Genomic DNA, 19,226 nt, shown 5'->3' with positions numbered 1-19,226 from the left:
GGGGAAACAGGCCGTGCGCGCTCATCATCGGCCAGATACCACGCGAGATTCCCCCGTTCTGGATGGCCAATCCGTTTCTTGTGCACGCGGCCATCTTCTTGGAGGTCTCCCAAACGGTTGCGAACGGCATCCTCGCCTATGTCGATACGGTCATCGTCGCTAACTTCGGTTGTGCCGACGAATCCAGCATCACTCTCCCGGATCACATTGAGAATTTTCTCATCGGTGATTCGACCCTCTTTTTTCTCGTTGAGATGATTTCTGATACCCATGGTTACCTCCCGGAAAGTCCTCCTATAAATGCCGCGACCAAAGCGATTGCAAAGACAACTCCGAGCAGGATCAAGAAGATGCCGAAGATATTGAGATTGTGGATGACCGAACTGGATTGAACCGACGACCCCATCAACAGAAGCACGAAGCCACCCACAATAAGCGCAATCACACCTTCGATTCCTTCAGCGACGTCACTCATGATTTCCTCCGTCCGGTACGTCAGTTGACTCAGTTTGACACGACATCACACCAAACCCCACGGACTGGGGAGGTATATAATATCCAGACCTTTCATAATTCGTCGATACAATCGCTATACACCGGAGACACACTCTTCAGGTTGATTGGTCGTCAGTAGCGACTCGAGCTGTGTTGATAGGTGGTCGGCCTGTGTAGATTTAGGGGACAGCAGTAGAATTGGGATATTACAATCCACTAATACGGCAGGGGCCGCCTCGGCGCTCATCACCGCGTGCAAGGTAATGAAAGGCTCGTCAATCTGTCAGGCATTGGCGGTGACAATATCTACCCGAACGCCCTCCGTGCAGCCGCCGGCCTCTTCTGGGCCGATCTCGGCCTCGAAGCCCACTACCTTCAGGCGATCATGGGATGGAACTGTATCGATGTCACTGTAGCCTACCTTCGTGTTTCCGGGCGGCAGCTTGCTCAGCGCATCGAGCACGCATTCAGCGTCGGTGGCCTCGACCGTCCTGACCCCATCCCCGACGAAGACCTCTGCCCGCCGTCGAACGAGGCCACCAAGCAGGTAGCAGAAACCGACGGCGTCACCACACCCGGAAGCGACGTCACTCAGCGACTACGTAGACAGCGCCGCCTGACGATTGAGAAAAGGAGGCCAGGAAGGCCACCAGCTCAAAAGCAGTTCTGGCAGGGAGTCAAGTCAGGGCTCTCATCGTGCTGTCTCGCTGCTTCTAACGGGAGCAGGTAGCCGACAGTTGCCAATGGTCCAGGTTGGGACTGCAGGCAAGCAGGGCGGTACCTGACGAACCCAACATCGCCGTCTGCTTCGTCACAGATCACTGGCTCGTGATACCGATATCGCTTTGTCACGAGTACATGTTCGCTTTCTTTCACTGTTTCTGGGATCTCGCTTAGTTTCATGATGTTTGTCACCTCCGTTGATTACAGTCGCGAGTCGAACGTGCTTCGGTAAAAGACAGGTCGCTATGAGGGGTGTATTGGTCCCCAAAATGCACGGTCACCTGGAGATTTCAGAAGAGGAGCCCCCGGATGGGAAGAGGCCCAGTTCGACACCCCAGGCCAGTCATATCAAATCCCAGAACATCACAAGATCGGTGGTCAGCGCGGAACGAGATGGGAGTAGATCTCGTCGGTAGTTTGGAGGGTCGCATGACGTAGCCGCAGCTGGACGTCCTCAAGGCGGCCACCCTCAGTCTGGACGATTCGATACGCAACAGAGTGACGAAGCGTGTGGGGAGTGATGTCTTCTGGCTCGCCGGTGCCACCACTCGCAAGCTGTGGCTGGACCTCGGCCTCGATGGCGATCGCCTTCACGAGCCGTTCCAGTGAGCGCGTCGAGAGCCGCGGACTCGAGCGGCTCGGGAACACGGCCTCGGAGTCCTTCCAGCGATCGCGAAGGTAGCGCTGGAGGAGACGCACAGTCTCTCGATCGAGGGCGAGGGTCGCCGGCGGTGGGTTGCCTTTCTGGAGCTCGGTCGTGAGGTAGATCGTCCCGTCGTCGAGATCGAGATTTTCGACGTCGAGCCCGACGAGTTCACTGGCCCGGAGGCCAGCATCGTAGAGGAGCGCCACGATCGCCTCGTTGCGGTCCTGGAGGTACGTAGGGAAGCGCCCTGACAGACACGCATCACGCATCTCCTCGACCTGCGCCGGCTTCAGCCACGAGGTCGCGCGACTGTGAACGTCGGAATTTCCTGAGGGGTCGTTCGGCGGCACGACTTAGACCGATGAGAGGGGGGTACAAGAAAGTGAACGTCGGAGTTTATCGGAAACTACGACGCTTGTCTGACTGCCCACCATACCGACAGCTTCGACAGCTCCATGAGGCTATTTCGTGGGAGAGGGTCAGCCCCCCACTCGTCGGTCGGATCCTGTTTCGGCATCTTGTCGGAGGGAGGACCGACGAGTCCGTCTTCGTTGACGTCCATGGCCTTGTGTTTGTTTTCCAGAACCGAGAGGTCCATGGGGTCTTCATGCCCTCCGCCCTTCATGCCCTCGCCGGAGGGTGTATCGCCGATGTCCATGGCCTTGTGTTGTTTCTACGCGGTGAGGTCCACCTCTGTGAGGACGTGTTACGTTCTTTCGGACGGCTCGTAGCCGATGAACGCACGATGGCAGGCTTGGTGCGAGAGGGACGCCGTCGCTGTGATCGGAGGCCGTCGCGACCGGCGGACTTCTTGGACTTTCCGGACAGGATCGCGCGCGTGATTTAGAGCCGTAAACGACCGAATTGTGACGACGTCAACAAGGACGAAACCGTGTTCTACCACTGATCGAGGCGTAAGGACGACACAATCACGGTGTCGCTCTGCCGGCATCGCGCCGTCTTCACGGCTACTTCTCAATATCGGCCTCGGTGGTCAGCTGGTAGTCGGCGACCGCATCGGCCGCCCGAACGGGTGCGCTGTACCGAACGGAGAACTCGAACTGCTGTCCGACGTCGATGTCCCGCGTCGTGTCCGTGAGCGCCTGCCCGAGCAGGACGCCATCCTCGCTGGCGAACGTCACGACGACCGTAGCGTACTCCAGTCGCTCCTCTCCGGCGTTCCTCGCGACGCCCTCGACCCGCGCCTCGCCGTCCTCGGCGATGAGGTCCTCGTCGACGATCTCGATCCGGTCGCTCCCGAGCGTCGAGGCTGGCGATCGCTCCTCAACGACCACCTGAACATCGTCGACGGCCGCCGCGTCCTCACCTGAGGTGCCGCCGCTACGGATTGACACTAGCCAGCGCTGGCCGGGTTCCATCCCGTTCACCACCGCGACCCAACTCCCAAGCAGTGTTTCGCCGTCGACGAAGGTAGCCGTCGCGACGACTTCACCGAGCGTCTGGTCGGCCACAGCCTCCGCCGTGATCTCCGCGCGAACCTCGGTATCTGCGCCCTCGCCCTCGTGGATGAGTTGAACGTCGACGATATCGACGGCACGGTCCTCCGTGGGCGTCTTGTCCTCGCCACTGGCCTGTGTCCCGAGGCAGCCGGCACTGGCGGCCATCGCGACGCTGGCAGCGCTGGTGAGGAAGGCGCGTCGGTCCATATACTGACGTGTCGGGCGCAGGATTAAAAGAATAGAGGCGTCAGATTCCACGCCCCGCTCTCTCAATTCTGTCCAACGTGCTCTCAAGGTCGCCAATCCGTCTTTCTACCTCTTTGATGTCGCTGTCGACCTTACGCTTGAGCTCTCGTGTATCGATTTCGTACGTCGGGCTGTAGTTGATCTGCGGGGGTTTAGTCCCCGAATTCCGGCTCTGTCGATTGCGGTCGCGACGCTCCCAGTACTTCCGGTGGGCGCTCATCGACGCGGTGCCCACACTCGTACCTCTGCCGCCACCAACGCTGTTCGGCGCGAGAGGTTCGTACAGGCGGGCGAAGAAGCCCTCAATAGGACCGACACCCTGTCCGCGTGAGCCGTGCCGACCGCCCGTCGCGGAACTTCCCCAGTTGTCGCCGAAGAGATCCTGCGTGAAGTCGCCGACGCTGTCATTCCCACTCGCTGCGCCGCCAAGAAGACCACCAAGTAAAGCACTGCCACCGCCTGCAGCGGCGACATTCGCACCGAGAGCGTCTCCGATCGGGGACGGTCCGTCAGCGAGGGCGAGGGCGCCGCCACCGAGCAGAGAGCCAACGGCGAGGAGGTTCCCCGAGTTCTCACCGGCCCAATCCGCAGCACTCCCACCAGCGCCGGTGATCGTGTCCCACGCAGTCCCGCCGGCATCAGTCACGGTGTCGATCGTACCCTCGCCAACGCCGGCGATCGTGTCCCACGCAGTCCCGCCGGCGTCGCCGACGTCGTCGAGACCAGGGATCCAATCCGGGACTAGCGATCCACTACCGGTTCCGCCGTCCCCGTCGTCAGGCGCTCCGAAAGGGAGCCAGTCGGGCTTCGGGATATCGGGCCAACTCCACCCGGGGAGATCCGGCCACGTGAATTCGGGGAGGTCCGGCCACGTCCACTCAGGCAAATCGGGCCAGGTGAACTCGGGGAGATCGGGCCAACTCCACCCGGGGAGATCCGGCCACGTGAATTCAGGAAGGTCCGGCCAGGTGAACGTCGGCAGGTCCGGAATATCCAGCGGCGGGATGTTCGGCACATCGAGTGCCGGGATATCCGAGATGTCGACCGGAACGCTATCGGGAACGTCAAGCGGTGGGATCTTCGGCGGCTCAATCGGTGGGATGTCAGGCAGTTCCGGCCAGCTGAAGTTCCGTAGCACGTTGATGAGCTTCGATGCCCCGAGCAGCCCGATGGTGATAGCAATGCCTCCAGGACCGCCAAGGAGGCTGCCGAGTCCACCGCCCCGAGCGCGGCTGGAGTTCGCTCGCTTGATATCCTCCTGGATCTCTTGTATCTCCTCAAGTAGCTCGTTACGGCGCTCGTTCAGGTCGATATTCTCATCCCAGGCGTCGGTGATCTCGTCAAGCGCACCCACCTGAGACTCCATCCGCTCGGACAGGTCGCTGAAGCCGCCGCTGTCACGACCACTACCGCCCCCGCCGATGCCCTCCATCGCGGAGCCGGGGCGCTCGACAGGTTCGACTTCAACCTGGATGGGGTCAGCCGTCAGCTCGTCTTCGAGCTGGTCCCGGGCGTCGCCGACACTGCTGTCGTCGAGCTGTACGTACAGACTGGCGGTGGTGGAGAAGTCAGTCATCGGGTGCCTCCATGAGGTTCATGTTCGACCAGATTGCGGGTAGCGCCTCGAGGAACAGCTGGACATCGGCCCAGTCGTACTCCTCGATCTCGTCGGGAGAGTGGCCGCACCACATCAGCATCGCCTTCCCGTAGGCTACTCGGACGTCGCGGCCGACTGTCTCTCCGCGACCCGCTGCGCGAACCCGTTTCCCTGGACGTTGGGTGTGCTGAGGTCGTCGACCTGCTGCTGGAGGTAGGTGACGAACTGCGGCGAGAGGTCGCCGACGGCCTGCGACTTCTCCTCGAAACTCGCGTTCTCTGGGATAAACGGTGCGTCGACGAGCCCGCCGGCGACGAAGAAGATCTGCTGGACGCCCTCCATCGACGTCAGCCCGGACGCTGTCCCAGCGGACTGCTCCTTTGCGGTCTTCACCCGGTCGCCGATCTCGCCGTACTCGCGCGCGTTCAGCGCCCCCAGCGTCACCTCCTCGTAGGGGTCGCGGTCCTCTTCCTCGTCGGGGTAGAGCGCCCACTGGACGCCAGCGAGCTCTCGCTCGAGGAGCTTTCCGCGGGCCATCGCCTCCTCGTGGGTACGGCTCCCGTCCTCGGCTTCGGCGGCTTCGTCGGCGGCCTCGTTCATCTCGCGGTCGATGCGCTGTTCCTCTTCCTTCAGGTCGAACGTTTTCGTGGTTCGTGGCATAGTGGTACCTCCGGCCCTGAGTGGGCGGGAGAGAAGCTACTGCCAGCGCCGTCGGCGCTCCCGTGGCGCTGGATCGCTCGATCACCGACCGGCAGGCTGGGAGCACCGCCTGCGGTCGGGTCATCCTCGGGCTGTTCACGAACATCGTCAGCGGGCGGTGTCCTGCGAGCTCTCGGCGAGCGCGCTCACCTTATTCACGTAGTAGGTAATCGCCTCGCTGAGGTTTTCCTCGGCGTTCCCGACGTTGTTCCAGCTGTAGTCGTTCGGCTTCACGCCGGTCATCTGGAACTCTATCGCGGTGTTACCTGAGGGCGGCCCGTCGAAGCGGACTGTCCCGTCAGCGGCGCCGTCCATCCGGCCGTTGACCGGGGCGTTCGAGTTGCCGTAGGCGAGCGCCAGCTGATCGGTCTCGGTGAGGACCTCATTCACGGAGAGCTCCGTCTCGACAGCACCCATCACGGCGTCATGGGGCTTGCGCTGCATACCCTGAACCGGCCGGGCGCCGGTCTGGATGTCCACCGTGAAGTCTTGGAGCTTCTTCAGCTCCGAAGAACTCGGGACTTCAAGCGTGGCACCGTGGAAGACCAGCGGATTGGCCTGCTCGTCGGGCGTCGACCCCGGCGTGATCGAGGAGTTGCGTTCCTCGTCACCATAGAAGCCGGTGAGGTCGACCTGGACGGTCTCGCCGACCTGACACTGAACCTGCAGACCGCCGAAAACAACGCCCTTCAGCACCCGCTCGACGGTGTTGTTGTAGAAGTTCGCGCCGATGTACCAGCGCGAGGACTGGACGCGGTCAGTCTCGAAGTCCCAGGTGTAGGTATACGGCGCGTCGGACTCGCCGCCAGCTTCAGGTGGGCCGCCGAATACATGATTCAACCACCAGGGATTACCGAGGGTGAAGTTCACGTTGAACGCGCCCTCGAAGTTCCCGGCGACTGTCTCGGCGGCCTGGGCGGCGTTCGGGACGCGGATTCGCTGGAGCGCGTTGTCGATAGCGAGTTCCTCGACGGTCGTCCCAATGCCGGGGATCTTGTAGTCGCTGTCAGTCGGCGTGCCGGTGTAGTCGTCGACGGGCTCGTGGAGGTACGCGACCTCCGTGTTCACACCGCTCACCATCGGTACATCACCTCAGTGGCGGCGGTGTCGGTCGTTTCGTCGTGCTCGGAAAGCGTGTTCTGTCTCATATATTATTCCTTGCAAGATGCACTGGGGTCGCGGCGCCGGCCATCGAGGACCTCGTCGACTTGGTCAAGGTCGGCGTTGTGTTCGCGGAGCGTCTCCACCATTCCGGAGGCGACGCTGTTCTCCTGCCCGGTGGACTCATACAATTCGGCCATCGAGTCAAGCGCGCCATCAATGGCTGACTGGTCCACGATAGTTTTCTCAGCGTGGAAGCCGGCCGGTTCGCCCATTGCAAAAGAAGGTAGCTTCCCAAGATACATTTATGTATCCTGTGAAACTACCTTCACACGCAATATGAGTGATGACGATTCGACAGCCAAGCACGGCCGGCCGTCTTATCCCCTCACTACCCGAGAGCGTCAGTTCGTCGCGACCGGGAATCCAGGCAGTTACCGAGAGGGTGAGATGGAAAAGCGCGTCCAGAAGAAGATCGACGCTCTCCCGCAACGCGTCGACCACCTCCTCTCAGACATCCAGCTACTTGCGCACAATAGCTACCTCGACGACGACCACTGGGGCGAGTCCTGGATCGACTTCATCGGGTTCGATGACACCGGCTACCGACCGAAGGCCGATCGCCGCGTCCCATCGACCCACAACGATAAGGAGGTCATCGCCGAGGACCCCGACCACAGCGACATCCTCGAGGCGTGCCGCGTCAGCCCACAGCCGGGGCGCGCCCGGCCGTCGTCGGCACCCGAACAGCTCGCCTTCCAGTTCGGTGTCGCGCTCCGGCGGCTGATGCTGTTCCCCGAGGGCATCGACGAGGAGCAGATGGCGAAGGAGATCGCGTGGGGGCTGACGGACGGCTTCTTCCGCGGCGACGAACCCGCGTTCGCCGTGATGGGCGACGGCCGACGGGAGCTGAAGCAGGAGTTCATCGAGTACCAGCAGAACCGCCTCGAACGTGAGGCGGATATCGACGACGAGTGGCTCCAGCAGCATGAAGAGGATCGCGAGCGGTCCGACCAGTGGATGCAGATGCGCTTCGAGATGACGGACCTCATTCGTGACGTCCTCTACGATGCCGGGCTCCCGATCCAGCCGAAGCACGGTGGGAAGCTCAAGTACCGCGACGAGGACCGGGCCGAAAGCCTGAACGAGAACCTCGACGAGTACCATGACGAGACCAGCGACGACGGGATCTTCGCCGACGAGGTCCTGGACCATCTGATCGATCACCTCGTCGACGAACCCGACGACATTGACGACGACCCGCTCATCCACAACGAGCCGGGTACCAGCGGCCAGTGGAATCTCTTCCAGCGCCAGTACGGTCCGCTGGAGGAGTTCGACCCTGCCGAAGTCGTCGACGAGGACGACGTTCTGACAATCGTCTCGGAGAATTACCTCGTCGCGAAGGGCAAACTGAACGTTCTCGTGAAGGAGGACACCGGAGCCATCGAAGACGCCCACTGGAAAAACGTCGAAGCCACCGAGGTCCTTGAGCAGGTGGTTGAGCAGGACGGTAAGGTACGATCAGCCGACATCGCCAAGGAGATCGGGGATGTCGACGACAAGGCCGCCGTCACGAAGCTCTGCACTGACCTCGCGGGCCGTGAGTTCGAGCGCGCAATCCTCGAGGGAGATAACACCGGCTGGAGCCTGACACCCTACGGCGAATTGCTCGTCGAGGATGCGTTCGGGTACTTCTTCGGACCAGTCGGGGGCCACAAGTCAGGGCCAGACGAGGCCGCCAAGATCGACGCGGCCGCCGCTCAGATCAGCGTTGAGGACTGGGAGTACAGCCGCAAAGAGTAGCTTCCGAACCGTTTTCTCAGACCCCTTCCAGCGGCGGGAATTCCTTCCCGTCGAGGAAGTACTCGAAGAGCAGGGGCTCGGTTGGAAGGCGATGCTCCAGATCGACGACAACTGGAGCGGGCCCAACAATCGGATGCGAGATCACGCTAAGTTCAGACCGGGAGTTCCGACATCGCGATCATCTGCTCGGCGCGAGTCCTGGCTTCCGCATCGAGGTTTGCATCCTCACCGTCCCCCGGCAGTTCCTCTGGAAAACCTTCGTAGGCGTCCACGTAGTCACTATGTAATTCCAGCATGTTTTCGCACAGCTCCTCATCGATCTCGAAGGTCTCTCGGCCCACCTTCCCATCGTCTTCGAGGTCAGTGACGCCGAGGAACTCATCGAGGGAAACGCCGACGTGCTCCTCGGCGAAGATCTGCCACGCGATGAAGACCCTGTAGAAGTCGGATGCGGCTTTGACGAGCTTGAGTTCAGTTCGCCAGACCTCCGAAAAGATACGGGAACCGTCCAGATCCTCGAACTCGCTGCCGGAGATGTCCTTCGGGTAGCCAAGGAGGCCTGATGCTGCGAGCTCGGCGAAGAGGTCTCGATCACGCTCGCTTTCCGACAGCAGGGGATCAGTCGATACGTCATCCCACAGATCCCGGTACTCGTCGGCTAATGCCTTGACACCAGTCGATGGGGACGGCGATCCATCAGCGTCCATCTCACTGTTGGTGGTGACGTTGCCGTACTCGTCGATGGAAATCCCATCCCGGAGTTCATCCAGTGCGCCGTTCAGAAGGAACAGCGCCAGGTACCGATCCCGACGGGCAAGGTTGAGATCGAGTTCAGCGTACCGTGTCTGGATTTGGTGACGGGCTGTGAGCGACAGCAGTTTCGTCTGTCGCATCCCCTTTGCGAACTCGACCTCTGTCATTTCGTAGGTCTTCGTGGGGGCAGTCTCGGCGAGTTGTTCTAATCGGTCCTCGCGATGCTCGGCGGAAGCCTGGATAAACAGTTGCAGGCGCTCGTCGGGCGTGAGTTCGCTGAGAACCTCTTCCGATACGTCCCCAAGGTCGTCCTTGATTTTGGTAGTACGTGTCATTCTTTCTCTTGGTGTGCTTCTCTGAGGAATTCCAGTTCGTCCTGAATTTCGTCGAGGTCAGTCCGCTCCGTCATCCATTCACTGTACTCCTTCGCGGTACGAGCCGCCTTACGCCACTCGCCCTCGTCGAGAAGGCCCTGGATCGAACGGCGAAACACGCTCTCGATCTCGAGTTCGTGGCGATCGCCAAGGTTGTCGGCAACGTAGTCCGACAGCGCGTCGAGGTCCTTGTGGATCATCGGCTGGCTGACGCCGAAGCGCTCTGCGAGCTCGGTTTGATTGAGTCGAGAAGGGTGTCCGACGTCGGTTATGATGTCCAAGATGGCAGCACGCCGTTCTTCGGCGGAGAACTCCTCGTGCGGCTTGGTCGTCGGGACTTCGACAGCTGCGTAGTCGGAGCCACCATTACCGAGTATAACGCTCTCGGGGTCAGTGGCATGTTGGCTACTGGTTGTAGAATCTCCGCTCATGGGCAATACCTCCCGAAAATGTGGGAATCGGTCCCGCGATCACTCGGCATCGTCGAGGCCGAGTGCACGCTTGAGTGTGTCGTCGAACGACTCGTCATCGCGCTTTCGTTGTTCGAGGTGGCGATACGTCTCGCTGGTCACGCGGATGTTGGTTCCAAAACTCGGCATGGGTACGTCACGCCCCCTCCCCCACCTGTCGGTAATCGCGCAAGAGGGCCAGGAGGAAGCACCCGATCGCTGTCGGCTGGTCAAGGCCCGCGACCAGGCGGGGGCGTGTATTAACACATAACATTCGAAGGCGGATAAAGCCTCGGAACCGGAGTGGAAGTAATCCACTCAGATCGCTGCGTACAGAGCCCGAGCGAGGACATCGAAGTCGTCAAGGTTGCAGTTCTTACTGGCAGCGTAGACTTCGTCGATGCCGGCCTCTGTATCGAGTGAGAAGTCGGCACGCTCCTCGATCGCTGCGGCCAAGTTCTTGAAGTGGTCCTCTCGCTCTCGCTTCGTCCGGTTCTTGCCCGGGTGTTCGCCATCCATCCGTCCGCAGCTTGGGCAGGCGGTTGATTTCGACGTGTCTCCCGGGCCGTAGCCTACGTACGTGTCTGGCGTTGGGATAGAGGTCTCCAAAGACGCCTCAACCGTGCCCTCCGACGTGACGCGATAGCTACTGGCTTCGAGAGCGTACCTTGTATCTCCGATTGACAGCCTGCGGGCCTTCGCTCTATCGTACGCTGGATGGACGTTCCGAATGCGGGTGAGACACCAGTCACAGACGATCCAGCCGGCCATCACCTCCAGCATCTCCCGAAGGGTCTCGACGGCGTCGTCGGGTTGGTCGTCTGCGTAGTGGATACTGGCGACGACCTGAACAGGAGAGTCGGGCACTTCGACAAGGGGACCGTAGGTCATCGGTCCGCCTCACCTCCGAGGTACTGCCAGTGCTGCCGACCCACGAGCTCGAAGGCGTCCCGTCGCGTGAGGTCCTTGATGCGCTCCCGGAGCGTCTCCTCATCGCGGATGTCAGTACGATCCTCATACAGCGACCGGAGCGTACGAAGTTGGACGACGTCGCCAGGCTCGATCGCTTCGAGAACGCGGGCATCGCGATGGTCGGCAGCTCCTGGTGGGAGCGTCGATCCGTTTTCGAGGCGGTCCTCGAGGGCGGTGATGCGCTGCTTGGCCTCGGCGAGTTCCTTGTGAAGCGATGCGACCTCGGCACGGAGTGCCTCTACGTCGGAATCGATGGTAGTCGTGGCGGGATCGTCAGTACTGCTCATCGGTCACCTCCTGCGGCGGCGTCGAGACTGGTCTGTGGGGCCTCGATCTCCGGCCCCATCGTGACAGTCCGCTGTTCGTCCGGGTCGGGATCGTCGCAGAGCTGGCGAGCCAGTGGGATCCACGACTCCAGTCTGGGCAGTTCCTCGGCGACCGCGTCGAAGTCGGGCGGGAACGACAGCGCAGCGCCGAGTGAATCGCCCGGGTCGGTCAGGCGTGCCGGGTCCTCGACGAGGTCGAACGCGGCGTCGAAGACGTAGTCCTGCATGGCGGCGAGATCGTCCTCGACGGGCTCGGGGAGGATGCGCTGGCCACGCTCGTCGTCAGGGTCCGGGAGAGCGATCCGGTAGCCACGCTCGGTCTCCCGGACGAGATCGAGGAGCTCCAGAGTGCCCATGTGTCGGCGCAGCGAGCGGGTCGAGACATCCGCTTTTTCGGCCAGTTCGGACTGCGTCAGTGGGCGAGCCATCCGGAGGAGCGTCGCGACGGCCTTCGACGCCGTCGGCGGAGCATCCGGGAGGAGGCGGTCGGGCCCCAGCTTCGACAGGGCAACGCGGACCTCGTCGAGGCGGACGTCCCGAGAGTGATCTTCCGTGCCCAGCCAGTTGAGCGCCTCGGCGATCGCGTAGGGATCGTCGGTAAGGGACCTGAGGATCGTGACAGCGTCCCGTGTCGGCTTGAGGTTCTTCTGGCCGAGGACTCTCGTCGCCGTCTCTGCCGCGTCGGTACGGTCTGGCCGGCGAATTGGGACACGGACCTGGATCTCGGGGGCATCATCGTGGACGTCAGCCGGGTCAGCGAGGGCGTCCTCGAGGTACGGCTCGAAGCGGTGGACGTCGGGGCCCCGGACGACGAGACTCCCGATGTACTCGCCAACGGACTCGGTCGGATCCACATCCGGGGAGATTGCAGTCTGGCGCTTTTCCTCACGGGTTTCGAAGAGCTGGCGGTACATACCGAAGACGCCGTAGGCAGACTGGATCGCCGTCCCTGTCGCGATCGTCTCGGCGAGGTCCTCAAGATGATCAGCGTCCAAGCCGCCAGGGAGGCGGAACTCTCTGACGAGATCCACGCCGGCGGCATCGAGGAGGTGGACCAACGAGCCAGCGAGCCCGTGAGCCGAGCTGAGGATTTGTCCCCGGAAGCGGTTGCGATCCTCGTACTCGCCATTGTGGAGATCAGTCGTCATCTGGGCCAGTTCCTCGCCCCACTCGACGAGCCTGTCTCGGAGTTCCTCACCGTCGTCGGCCGCTTCGGACGATATTCCGCCGATGTGCCTTGCGTTCCGGAGGATCATCTCGGGCTCGTCGATGGCTTCGAGACGGGACGGTGGGAGTGCGGCGTCGATGAATCGGGGGCTCGCTAAAGCCAATGCGGTGCTCGTCATGTAGTTGAGGGGGCCAGTCGCTCGAACAGCGACCACGGCTTCATCACGGCTCGAGTCGTAGCTGACGTAGCGGATTCGTCGCTCATTGTCCGTTTTATCGGCTGGAATCGGTGTGTCGAGGAGGGAAATCGCCCCCTCGGTAGCTGTCGCCGCAGCGGGAGCGTGTTCCTGGCGAGCCAACCACGCCGTGCTGAAGGGGACGTCGTCAGTGGGGGACCTCTCTTGCCCGCGGGTTAACACGGCCTGTGGAGAGTCCTGTCCGGCCTCGCTAAACACCGAATCGAGATCTGCCTGTCGTCCAATCTCGGCGTCGAGAGCGTCCAAGAACGCCGATCCAGCTGGGAGCAGTTCGACGTGCTGCTCCGAACGCGGTCCGTAGCGCTGGGCGAGATCGAGTTCCTCAAGCGTGCCGAGGACCTGACTGATCCGGCCAGCCGTCACGTCGAACGAGGACTTGATCTCGTGGTAGGACAGCGAGTCTGAGGGTTCTGCGGCAAGCCGGCGGAGTACTTCGACCACTCGGCCGTCGGGATCGAGCTCGCTGCGAGTCGCCGTCACAACTTCGTCGCTGGGTGATCCCTCGTCACCCCGGGCAGTCGCGCGCTCGCTAAACTCGGTCGGAAGTTCATCGCGATGCTTGTGAGCCAGCCAGCGGGTCGTGATCCGGCCGGCGACCACGTGGACCTCACAGGCCAAGGCCAGCGTGGCGAGTAGATCAAGCGTTGTCTCCCGCTGGTCACGGGATCGCTCTTTGAACTCGTCAGGAACGCGGACCTCGATCGTCGGGACGACGTCGCCAGCTTGGAGCGTGGCGACGGGCCCGTCCTCGACAGCCTCGATCGGCGCGTGTCCGAGGGACGTCATGCCGTCCTGGCCGAGCTGGGCCGTGAGGTCAAGCGCGTCCTGATGGACATCCGTCTCCGGCGCGCGGTCGAGGCCGGCGACGATCCGGGCGTAGCCGCCGTCGAGCGCGGTCACGCCTGCTTCCTCGAGTGCGACCGGTGGCGAGTGTCGCGGATGAGGAAGGATCGTGCGCACGGCATCCTTCAACGCCTCCTGGAAGCCGTCTGCCGTCGCGATCGTCGCCCAGACGTTCGAGGGTGACTGGTCGAGCGTGACTGTCGCTGCCGTCGCAGCAGGTTGTTGCTCGGTCGAGATGAGTCGCGGTTCGTGAGTGGTAGTGTCGTCTTCGTACGTTCGAGTGTAGGTTTCAGTTGAGCTTGATGCCGTCATCTAGCGTTCGGCGAGGAGTTCGGGCCTCCTCGAGGCCTTTGACGGGCACAGAGATCACTCCGTTAGCTGAGGGAGTAACACATTTGTGGGTGCGGCGAGTAAGACTATGCACAGGCATCACCCCCCAGGGGAGGCCTGCCCGTCGCACTTCCGTCGCGCCCACATCCCGGTCGCGGCGTAAGTGCGGCGCCGTGACTCGGGATCGTGCCCGTGTCTTCAAACGACGTCGGCCCGCCCCCGCCAAGGTTCAGGCCGTCGTCGTTTTTCCCGATTCTACTGTCCATGAGTGACATCATTCTCCTTTTTCGCGTAGTAGCTGCCCGAGCGCTTCGTCAAGAGTTGACACATCGTCCTGCGAGTCGCGAAACTCCCGGAGTTTCTCGGCGCGTTGAGGGTGGACAGATACTGTCGTGATCTCAGTCGGCATCTGTTCATTCTGGATATGGGCCTCCCGACATTAATATTTATCCCATAGTAGATCTAACCGTTAGTTGCATGGCTAACGACGTAGATACTGTGATGGCTGATTTTGATCGTCAGCGAGGGATTTTCACATCACGCGATCGCCGATTTTTGGCAGGCGAACTCAACGACGAGCTTGACGCCAACGAGATTCGGCAGAAGCGATATCAGCTCCGACAACGGATGGTCCACGCTATTCAGGACTTGAGTTATTTGAAGCGAATGGACACACGGGATCTGGGCCAAGTTGTCCAAGAGATGCAGGACGACGTAGGATATCTTGATGAAACTGGGGAGTGGCAAGGACCGACCGATCCTGAATCGGGGCGGAAAACCCGCCGGATTCTTGATGCCATTGAGGAGATGATGGCGTTCTTCCGGGAGTTCCAGGGGACAGAAAACTTCCGATGGATGGTGGAGGAAGAGTTGACTACGGCTGCCGCCTTAGATTACTATGAACAGACGGGGAAGTATGGTAGATTCGAGGTATCGATAAATATCGAACGCAAAGATGAATTTGACATTGACAAGTTAGTCGAAGATATCTCAGAAGAAAGGAGTCGTGAGCTAAGAGGGTTTAATACAGAATATCCAGGCCTATGGGATGTCTTAGACTTTCACTTTGAGGATAAGCATCCGTTAGATGTACTTCATACTCCACCAGACCCCGAGAATCCGGAACTTGTCAGGGTGGTTCTTGACACACTCGACGAGCTGTCGAGTGATGGCGAACCCGCTGATCGAAATCGAACTGAGCGAGTAGTCGCCGAAGAGGCAGAAATCACCCGTTCGGAGGCCAAAGATGCGATCGAAGACACACTGACGAGTGGTCTTTGCTACCCGCCGAAAGAGGGTAAATTACGGAGAGTCCCAGTCAACGATTAGATGGGGTAATATACTGGATTCTTGAACTTCTTGAAGCGACGGTACCACGATGGCCCTCTTCTCGTCAGTTCTTTTTCTCACGCGCTCGCTGGCGATTCGCCACTTTTTCGATCTCTTCGCGAAGAGCATCCAGTTCTTCTTCGAGACGGGTCTGCCGTTCAAGCAGGCGTTCGACGTCCGGCGTGATCACGTCGGACTGGCCGACCTCGATCGTCGCAAGGTGCTGCCCAGTCTGCACCCGCTCCGCGTCGGTGTTGTCGGCAAGGTGCTCCCGAAGGTGTGTTGCCGCGCCTGGTGGCCCATGAACGAGTGAAATCCCCAGCGGATCGGCTTCGCGAGCGAACTCAAGTAGATCGTTCGCGGCGGCGTGGCCAGACATCCCGCCGATCTCACGCACCCATGCGGTCGGTATACGAATCTTCTGCTCCTGGAAGCCGAAGTCGTCGGTCTCGGGATCGTAGTCTTCGGCAGCCGGCAGCGCCGTGATCTGAACGTTGGCATCGTCGCCCGGCGCGTCGAGGATCTCTCGGCCAGGCGTCCCTTCGGCCTGGTAGCCGATGAAGAGCACTCGTGCCTCGTCGTAGTGCCGGGCGAGGTCTCGCAGGTAGTACGGCGACCAGCCGCCGGTGAGCATGCCCGACGGCGCGACGATGATCGGCGCGTTGTCGCCGTCAAGAAGGCGCTCTCGTTCGTCCATCGTCTCGGGCGTCCAGGCACACTCCGGCGTGAACGGCTCGGCGTCGTTGGAGTTGATCCGGTAGTTGATTATGGAATCGCCCATGAACTCGTCCTGGCAGAAGACCTCGTAGACGGGCATCGAGTCCGTGATCATCCCATCGTAGACGATCGACGGCTCGCCATCGACAGCGCTCCGAAGATCGTCCTCACGTTCTCGGAAGAGCTGGAGGATTTCTTGAGCCCGACCGACGGCGAACGTCGGGATGAGGACCGGTATCCCTGACGCCTGGGCCTGCTTGGCCTGCTCGTAGACCTCAGTCCGGGCATCGCTGAACGACCGGTGCTGCATCGTGTCTCCGTACGTGGACTCAAGGAGGAGTTCGTCGGCCTCCGGCGGGTCGTCGATGTCGTCCAGGTGGGCGCTACGGCCGCCGAGGTCACCTGAGAAGACGACCCGCCGCTCGTCGAATTCGAGGGCGAGCCACGAGCTGCCCAGCAGGTGCGCGGCGTCGCCGAACTCGTAGGTGACGTTGAGGTGATGGTCGCGATCATAGCCGACGCTGGTGACGCGATCGAGGACGCGCTTGACGTCGTCGCTGGTGAACTCCTGCGGCCGCCCGAGTTCGTCGGCCTCCTGCTTGTGGATCTGCAGGGAGTCGTGAAGGAGAATCGTAGCGAGGGCGTTCGTTGGCCGTGTCATGATGATCGACGCGTCGTCGGCGAACAGGCCACGCTGTTCAGCGACGGGAAGCCCACCGATGTGGTCAATATGGGCGTGGGTGACGAACACCGCGTCGATCTGCCCAGGCTCCAGTCCCCGGAACGTGGGGAACTCGGCCGTGTGGGACTGTTTGAGGCCACAATCGACGAGGTAGTCACGATCGCCGGTCTGGACCTGATAGCACGACCGGCCGACTTCTTCGACCCCACCACGAGGCGTGATCTCGAACTCGGTCACAGATTGCCGTTCGACTCCCAGTCACGTATATCAGTCGGGACGCTGGTGACTCCGATCAGCTGGTAGGAGTCTCTCCATGCTGATGACGATGGTGGGCAGTACTAACTCCAAACGGACCTTTGGCGATCAATTGGAAGGGGCTTCCTTCCAGGAGTACATCGATGCCAGTGAACGTCGAACTGTCCGGCGACGTCTTCGCAACGCTTCAGAACGAGCACGGCGGAACAGCCCGTGAGGCAATTGAGGATGCCGCACTGTTGTACGTGGCCCTCGAGAATCCAGAGGAGATGCTCAAGGATGTCGAACATCACACAGAGATAACTGACGAGACGGGAAATCTACCCGAATAACGAATCAGGACAAAGACAGATCTCGAGCTAACCAACAAATTGATTGGAAAGGAATACTATCTTAGAGATCTAAGAAGGACAGAGACACACCACTCTTGCAAGTGAAGCCGAGAAAAGACCCAAGTACAAATCTGAGCCGATGGTCGAAGGCAGTCATCTGAATCCTTGAATCCCGGCTAGAAGACAGTACAATACCCGTAGAATCAGCTTTAGATGAGTGTCTACATGTCACCGCTTTAGATGAAACTGTGGACTGTTGCTCAACTAGCTACTACTACTCTACTGTTTCACTTGTAACAGTGGTGTGTGTCTGTGTGTTTCACTTGAAACAGTTGTACGGGTGGTTTTATATACCAGTCGTTAGAAGGGTCGCTCATGTCTCGGCGGTTTGAGCGGAAGCAGAACATCTTCCGCAACAAGGATGCCCTGGGGGAGTCCTATCAACCTGATCGGATCGAGGAGCGTGACGAGGAGATCGAGGAGTACATGGATGCTCTTCAGCCTGTCGTCGACGGATGGGAGCCGAACAATATCTTTCTCTACGGGAATACCGGTGTGGGGAAGACTGCCGTGACTGATTATCTGATGGATCAACTCCAAGAAGACGTCACTGATTACGATGATGTCGATCTCTCAGTCATCTCCCTGAACTGCAAGACACTGAACTCCTCGTATCAGGTTGCCGTCGAACTCGTGAACAAACTCCGTCCTGCTGGCGGGGAAATCAGTTCCACGGGGTATCCCCAGCAGACCGTCTTCAAGAAACTGTACGAGGAGCTTGATGCCATCGGTGGGACGATCTTGATCATTCTCGATGAGGTGGACTCGATTGGCGGTCGCGACGAACTCCTCTACGAACTCCCTCGAGCTCGCGCCAATGGGTACCTTGAGTCAGCCAAAGTCGGTGTCATCGGCATCAGTAATGACTTCAAATTCCGCGAGCAGCTGGATCCTCGCGTCCAAGACACGCTCTGTGAACGGGAACTCCAGTTCCCGCCGTACGATGCTCCTGAACTTGAGAACATCCTCTCCTCGCGAGCAGAGGTCGCGATCGCCGAGGGCGCTGTAGAGAACGGTGTTCTGAATTACTGCGCTGCGCTCGCCGCTCGTGACAGCGGGAGTGCCCGCCAGGCTCTGGACCTACTTCGCCTCGCTGGCGAGATAGCCGAGAACCAGGGCGATGATGTCATCGTTGAGGATCACGTCGAGACAGCACGCTCGAGACTCGAACAGGAGCGCGTCGAAGAAGGGATGCGCGAGCTGACGACGCATGGCCGTCTCGCCCTGTTGGCCGTCATCTCCAAAGCGGCGAAGGAAGAGACGCCGTGCCGAACTCGGGACATCTACGAGGAGTACACCACGCTCTGTGAGTCATCTGAAACTGATACGCTGGCTCAGCGCTCGCTACACAACCACCTCTCGGATCTACGGATGCTCGGGATCTTGTCTGCCCACGAAAATCGGAGTGGCTCCCGGGGGAACTACTACAGTTACCAACTCGACGTTCCCTTCACGAGCGCAATTGAGGCCATGTCGGATGTACTCCGGTTGGATGGAGAAATCCAGACGATCAGGGAAATCGCAACGATGAACGACGTCGTATAGACACACCACTCTTACAAGTGAAACCGGCGGTTGGTTGCGATTTCGATTCTTCACTTGCAACG

General features: G+C 60.6%; 21 protein-coding genes and 1 pseudogene. 5 read left to right on the top strand and 17 right to left on the bottom strand.

The genetic code is table 11. The annotated features are described in order from the left end of the window. Together E3374_RS17500 and E3374_RS17495 are read right to left on the bottom strand one after the other, a co-directional pair. A pseudogene (locus tag E3374_RS17500) lies at positions 1-272 on the bottom strand (hypothetical protein); the annotation flags it as partial. A gap of 2 nt (positions 273-274) precedes the next feature. Then, positions 275-475, bottom strand: coding sequence for a hypothetical protein (locus E3374_RS17495; protein WP_211195004.1), 201 nt, complete (start codon positions 473-475; stop codon positions 275-277). A gap of 273 nt (positions 476-748) precedes the next feature. On the opposite strand from E3374_RS17495, the gene E3374_RS16655 reads away from it, so the two are divergent. Then, a complete protein-coding gene (locus E3374_RS16655; RefSeq protein ID WP_136690084.1) occupies positions 749-1,225 on the top strand; it encodes a hypothetical protein in 477 nt (158 codons plus the stop codon). 371 nt (positions 1,226-1,596) lie between these two features. Here the strand turns inward: E3374_RS16655 and E3374_RS16650 are convergent, their stop codons facing one another. The 8 genes from E3374_RS16650 to E3374_RS16620 all read right to left on the bottom strand — a co-directional run bounded on the left by E3374_RS16650 (position 1,597) and on the right by E3374_RS16620 (position 7,242). Then, a complete protein-coding gene (locus E3374_RS16650; RefSeq protein ID WP_282568474.1) occupies positions 1,597-2,214 on the bottom strand; it encodes a tyrosine-type recombinase/integrase in 618 nt (205 codons plus the stop codon). Between the two features lie 56 nt (positions 2,215-2,270). After that, on the bottom strand, positions 2,271-2,522 hold the full coding sequence (locus tag E3374_RS16645) for a hypothetical protein (RefSeq protein WP_136690082.1): 252 nt from the start codon (positions 2,520-2,522) through the stop codon (positions 2,271-2,273). Between the two features lie 310 nt (positions 2,523-2,832). Then, a complete protein-coding gene (locus tag E3374_RS16640) occupies positions 2,833-3,531 on the bottom strand; it encodes an FxLYD domain-containing protein (RefSeq protein WP_136690081.1) in 699 nt (232 codons plus the stop codon). A 40-nt stretch (positions 3,532-3,571) separates the two neighbouring features. Then, entirely contained in the window at positions 3,572-5,146 is a 1,575-nt protein-coding gene (locus E3374_RS16635) for a hypothetical protein (RefSeq protein ID WP_136690080.1), read from the bottom strand. Further along, positions 5,139-5,261 (bottom strand): hypothetical protein, encoded by a 123-nt coding sequence (locus tag E3374_RS17920; RefSeq protein ID WP_282568473.1) that lies wholly within the window; start codon positions 5,259-5,261, stop codon positions 5,139-5,141. The genes E3374_RS16635 and E3374_RS17920 overlap by 8 nt, the downstream gene beginning before the upstream one ends. 20 nt (positions 5,262-5,281) lie before the next feature. Next, entirely contained in the window at positions 5,282-5,827 is a 546-nt protein-coding gene (locus E3374_RS16630; RefSeq protein ID WP_136690079.1) for a hypothetical protein, read from the bottom strand. A 147-nt stretch (positions 5,828-5,974) separates the two neighbouring features. Beyond that, positions 5,975-6,946, bottom strand: coding sequence for a phage tail tube protein (locus E3374_RS16625; RefSeq protein ID WP_136690078.1), 972 nt, complete (start codon positions 6,944-6,946; stop codon positions 5,975-5,977). 71 nt (positions 6,947-7,017) lie between these two features. Further along, complete coding sequence (locus tag E3374_RS16620) at positions 7,018-7,242, bottom strand: hypothetical protein (RefSeq protein WP_136690077.1); 225 nt, start codon at positions 7,240-7,242, stop codon at positions 7,018-7,020. Positions 7,243-7,306: 64 nt separating this feature from the next. Between E3374_RS16620 and E3374_RS16615 the strand changes: the two genes are divergently transcribed. Further along, positions 7,307-8,773 carry a hypothetical protein gene (locus E3374_RS16615; protein WP_136690076.1) on the top strand — a complete coding sequence of 489 codons (1,467 nt, stop codon included), beginning with the start codon at positions 7,307-7,309 and terminating at the stop codon, positions 8,771-8,773. Between the two features lie 152 nt (positions 8,774-8,925). Here the strand turns inward: E3374_RS16615 and E3374_RS16610 are convergent, their stop codons facing one another. The 6 genes from E3374_RS16610 to E3374_RS16585 all read right to left on the bottom strand — a co-directional run bounded on the left by E3374_RS16610 (position 8,926) and on the right by E3374_RS16585 (position 14,226). Further along, positions 8,926-9,861 carry a hypothetical protein gene (locus E3374_RS16610; protein WP_136690075.1) on the bottom strand — a complete coding sequence of 312 codons (936 nt, stop codon included), beginning with the start codon at positions 9,859-9,861 and terminating at the stop codon, positions 8,926-8,928. Beyond that, on the bottom strand, positions 9,858-10,331 hold the full coding sequence (locus E3374_RS16605) for a hypothetical protein (RefSeq protein ID WP_136690074.1): 474 nt from the start codon (positions 10,329-10,331) through the stop codon (positions 9,858-9,860). Before E3374_RS16605 ends, E3374_RS16610 begins: the two co-directional genes overlap by 4 nt. Before the next feature lie 39 nt (positions 10,332-10,370). Beyond that, on the bottom strand, positions 10,371-10,499 hold the full coding sequence (locus E3374_RS16600) for an antitoxin VapB family protein (protein ID WP_136690073.1): 129 nt from the start codon (positions 10,497-10,499) through the stop codon (positions 10,371-10,373). Between the two features lie 168 nt (positions 10,500-10,667). Next, a complete protein-coding gene (locus E3374_RS16595) occupies positions 10,668-11,240 on the bottom strand; it encodes a hypothetical protein (protein ID WP_136690072.1) in 573 nt (190 codons plus the stop codon). Then, positions 11,237-11,608: a hypothetical protein gene (locus E3374_RS16590; protein WP_136690071.1), complete on the bottom strand. Its 372-nt coding sequence runs from the start codon at positions 11,606-11,608 to the stop codon at positions 11,237-11,239. Before E3374_RS16590 ends, E3374_RS16595 begins: the two co-directional genes overlap by 4 nt. Further along, positions 11,605-14,226, bottom strand: coding sequence for a helix-turn-helix domain-containing protein (locus tag E3374_RS16585; protein WP_136690070.1), 2,622 nt, complete (start codon positions 14,224-14,226; stop codon positions 11,605-11,607). Before E3374_RS16585 ends, E3374_RS16590 begins: the two co-directional genes overlap by 4 nt. Positions 14,227-14,721: 495 nt before the next feature. On the opposite strand from E3374_RS16585, the gene E3374_RS16580 reads away from it, so the two are divergent. After that, complete coding sequence (locus E3374_RS16580) at positions 14,722-15,573, top strand: hypothetical protein (protein ID WP_136690069.1); 852 nt, start codon at positions 14,722-14,724, stop codon at positions 15,571-15,573. Between the two features lie 64 nt (positions 15,574-15,637). On the opposite strand, the gene E3374_RS16575 is transcribed toward E3374_RS16580, so the two are convergent. Beyond that, positions 15,638-17,209, bottom strand: coding sequence for an MBL fold metallo-hydrolase (locus tag E3374_RS16575; RefSeq protein WP_136690068.1), 1,572 nt, complete (start codon positions 17,207-17,209; stop codon positions 15,638-15,640). 161 nt (positions 17,210-17,370) lie between these two features. On the opposite strand from E3374_RS16575, the gene E3374_RS16570 reads away from it, so the two are divergent. Both E3374_RS16570 and E3374_RS16565 read left to right on the top strand, forming a co-directional pair. After that, on the top strand, positions 17,371-17,559 hold the full coding sequence (locus tag E3374_RS16570) for a hypothetical protein (RefSeq protein WP_136690067.1): 189 nt from the start codon (positions 17,371-17,373) through the stop codon (positions 17,557-17,559). A gap of 375 nt (positions 17,560-17,934) precedes the next feature. Then, the gene (locus E3374_RS16565; RefSeq protein ID WP_136690066.1) at positions 17,935-19,164 is read left to right on the top strand and encodes an orc1/cdc6 family replication initiation protein; all 1,230 of its coding nucleotides are present in this window, start codon (positions 17,935-17,937) and stop codon (positions 19,162-19,164) included. Positions 19,165-19,226 lie beyond the last annotated feature (62 nt).

The organism is Halorhabdus amylolytica, assembly GCF_004944975.1.
GTDB classification, from domain to species: Archaea; Halobacteriota; Halobacteria; order Halobacteriales; family Haloarculaceae; genus Halorhabdus; species Halorhabdus amylolytica.
The sequence above is the reverse complement of the archived record's forward strand: the minus strand, read 5'-3'. Positions and strand labels throughout refer to the sequence as shown.

What these genes read in the sequence shown, in the direction of transcription:
- E3374_RS17495 (WP_211195004.1), bottom strand. Translation starts at nt 475, where the DNA reads ATGAGTGACGTCGCTGAAGGAATCGAAGGTGTGATTGCGCTTATTGTG.
- E3374_RS16645 (WP_136690082.1), bottom strand. Translation starts at nt 2,522, where the DNA reads ATGGACATCGGCGATACACCCTCCGGCGAGGGCATGAAGGGCGGAGGG.
- E3374_RS16640 (WP_136690081.1), bottom strand. Translation starts at nt 3,531, where the DNA reads ATGGACCGACGCGCCTTCCTCACCAGCGCTGCCAGCGTCGCGATGGCC.
- E3374_RS16635 (WP_136690080.1), bottom strand. Translation starts at nt 5,146, where the DNA reads ATGACTGACTTCTCCACCACCGCCAGTCTGTACGTACAGCTCGACGAC.
- E3374_RS17920 (WP_282568473.1), bottom strand. Translation starts at nt 5,261, where the DNA reads ATGTGGTGCGGCCACTCTCCCGACGAGATCGAGGAGTACGACTGGGCC.
- E3374_RS16630 (WP_136690079.1), bottom strand. Translation starts at nt 5,827, where the DNA reads ATGCCACGAACCACGAAAACGTTCGACCTGAAGGAAGAGGAACAGCGC.
- E3374_RS16625 (WP_136690078.1), bottom strand. Translation starts at nt 6,946, where the DNA reads ATGGTGAGCGGTGTGAACACGGAGGTCGCGTACCTCCACGAGCCCGTC.
- E3374_RS16620 (WP_136690077.1), bottom strand. Translation starts at nt 7,242, where the DNA reads ATGGGCGAACCGGCCGGCTTCCACGCTGAGAAAACTATCGTGGACCAG.
- E3374_RS16615 (WP_136690076.1), top strand. Translation starts at nt 7,307, where the DNA reads ATGAGTGATGACGATTCGACAGCCAAGCACGGCCGGCCGTCTTATCCC.
- E3374_RS16610 (WP_136690075.1), bottom strand. Translation starts at nt 9,861, where the DNA reads ATGACACGTACTACCAAAATCAAGGACGACCTTGGGGACGTATCGGAA.
- E3374_RS16605 (WP_136690074.1), bottom strand. Translation starts at nt 10,331, where the DNA reads ATGAGCGGAGATTCTACAACCAGTAGCCAACATGCCACTGACCCCGAG.
- E3374_RS16600 (WP_136690073.1), bottom strand. Translation starts at nt 10,499, where the DNA reads ATGCCGAGTTTTGGAACCAACATCCGCGTGACCAGCGAGACGTATCGC.
- E3374_RS16595 (WP_136690072.1), bottom strand. Translation starts at nt 11,240, where the DNA reads ATGACCTACGGTCCCCTTGTCGAAGTGCCCGACTCTCCTGTTCAGGTC.
- E3374_RS16590 (WP_136690071.1), bottom strand. Translation starts at nt 11,608, where the DNA reads ATGAGCAGTACTGACGATCCCGCCACGACTACCATCGATTCCGACGTA.
- E3374_RS16585 (WP_136690070.1), bottom strand. Translation starts at nt 14,226, where the DNA reads ATGACGGCATCAAGCTCAACTGAAACCTACACTCGAACGTACGAAGAC.
- E3374_RS16580 (WP_136690069.1), top strand. Translation starts at nt 14,722, where the DNA reads ATGGCTAACGACGTAGATACTGTGATGGCTGATTTTGATCGTCAGCGA.
- E3374_RS16570 (WP_136690067.1), top strand. Translation starts at nt 17,371, where the DNA reads ATGCCAGTGAACGTCGAACTGTCCGGCGACGTCTTCGCAACGCTTCAG.
- E3374_RS16565 (WP_136690066.1), top strand. Translation starts at nt 17,935, where the DNA reads ATGTCTCGGCGGTTTGAGCGGAAGCAGAACATCTTCCGCAACAAGGAT.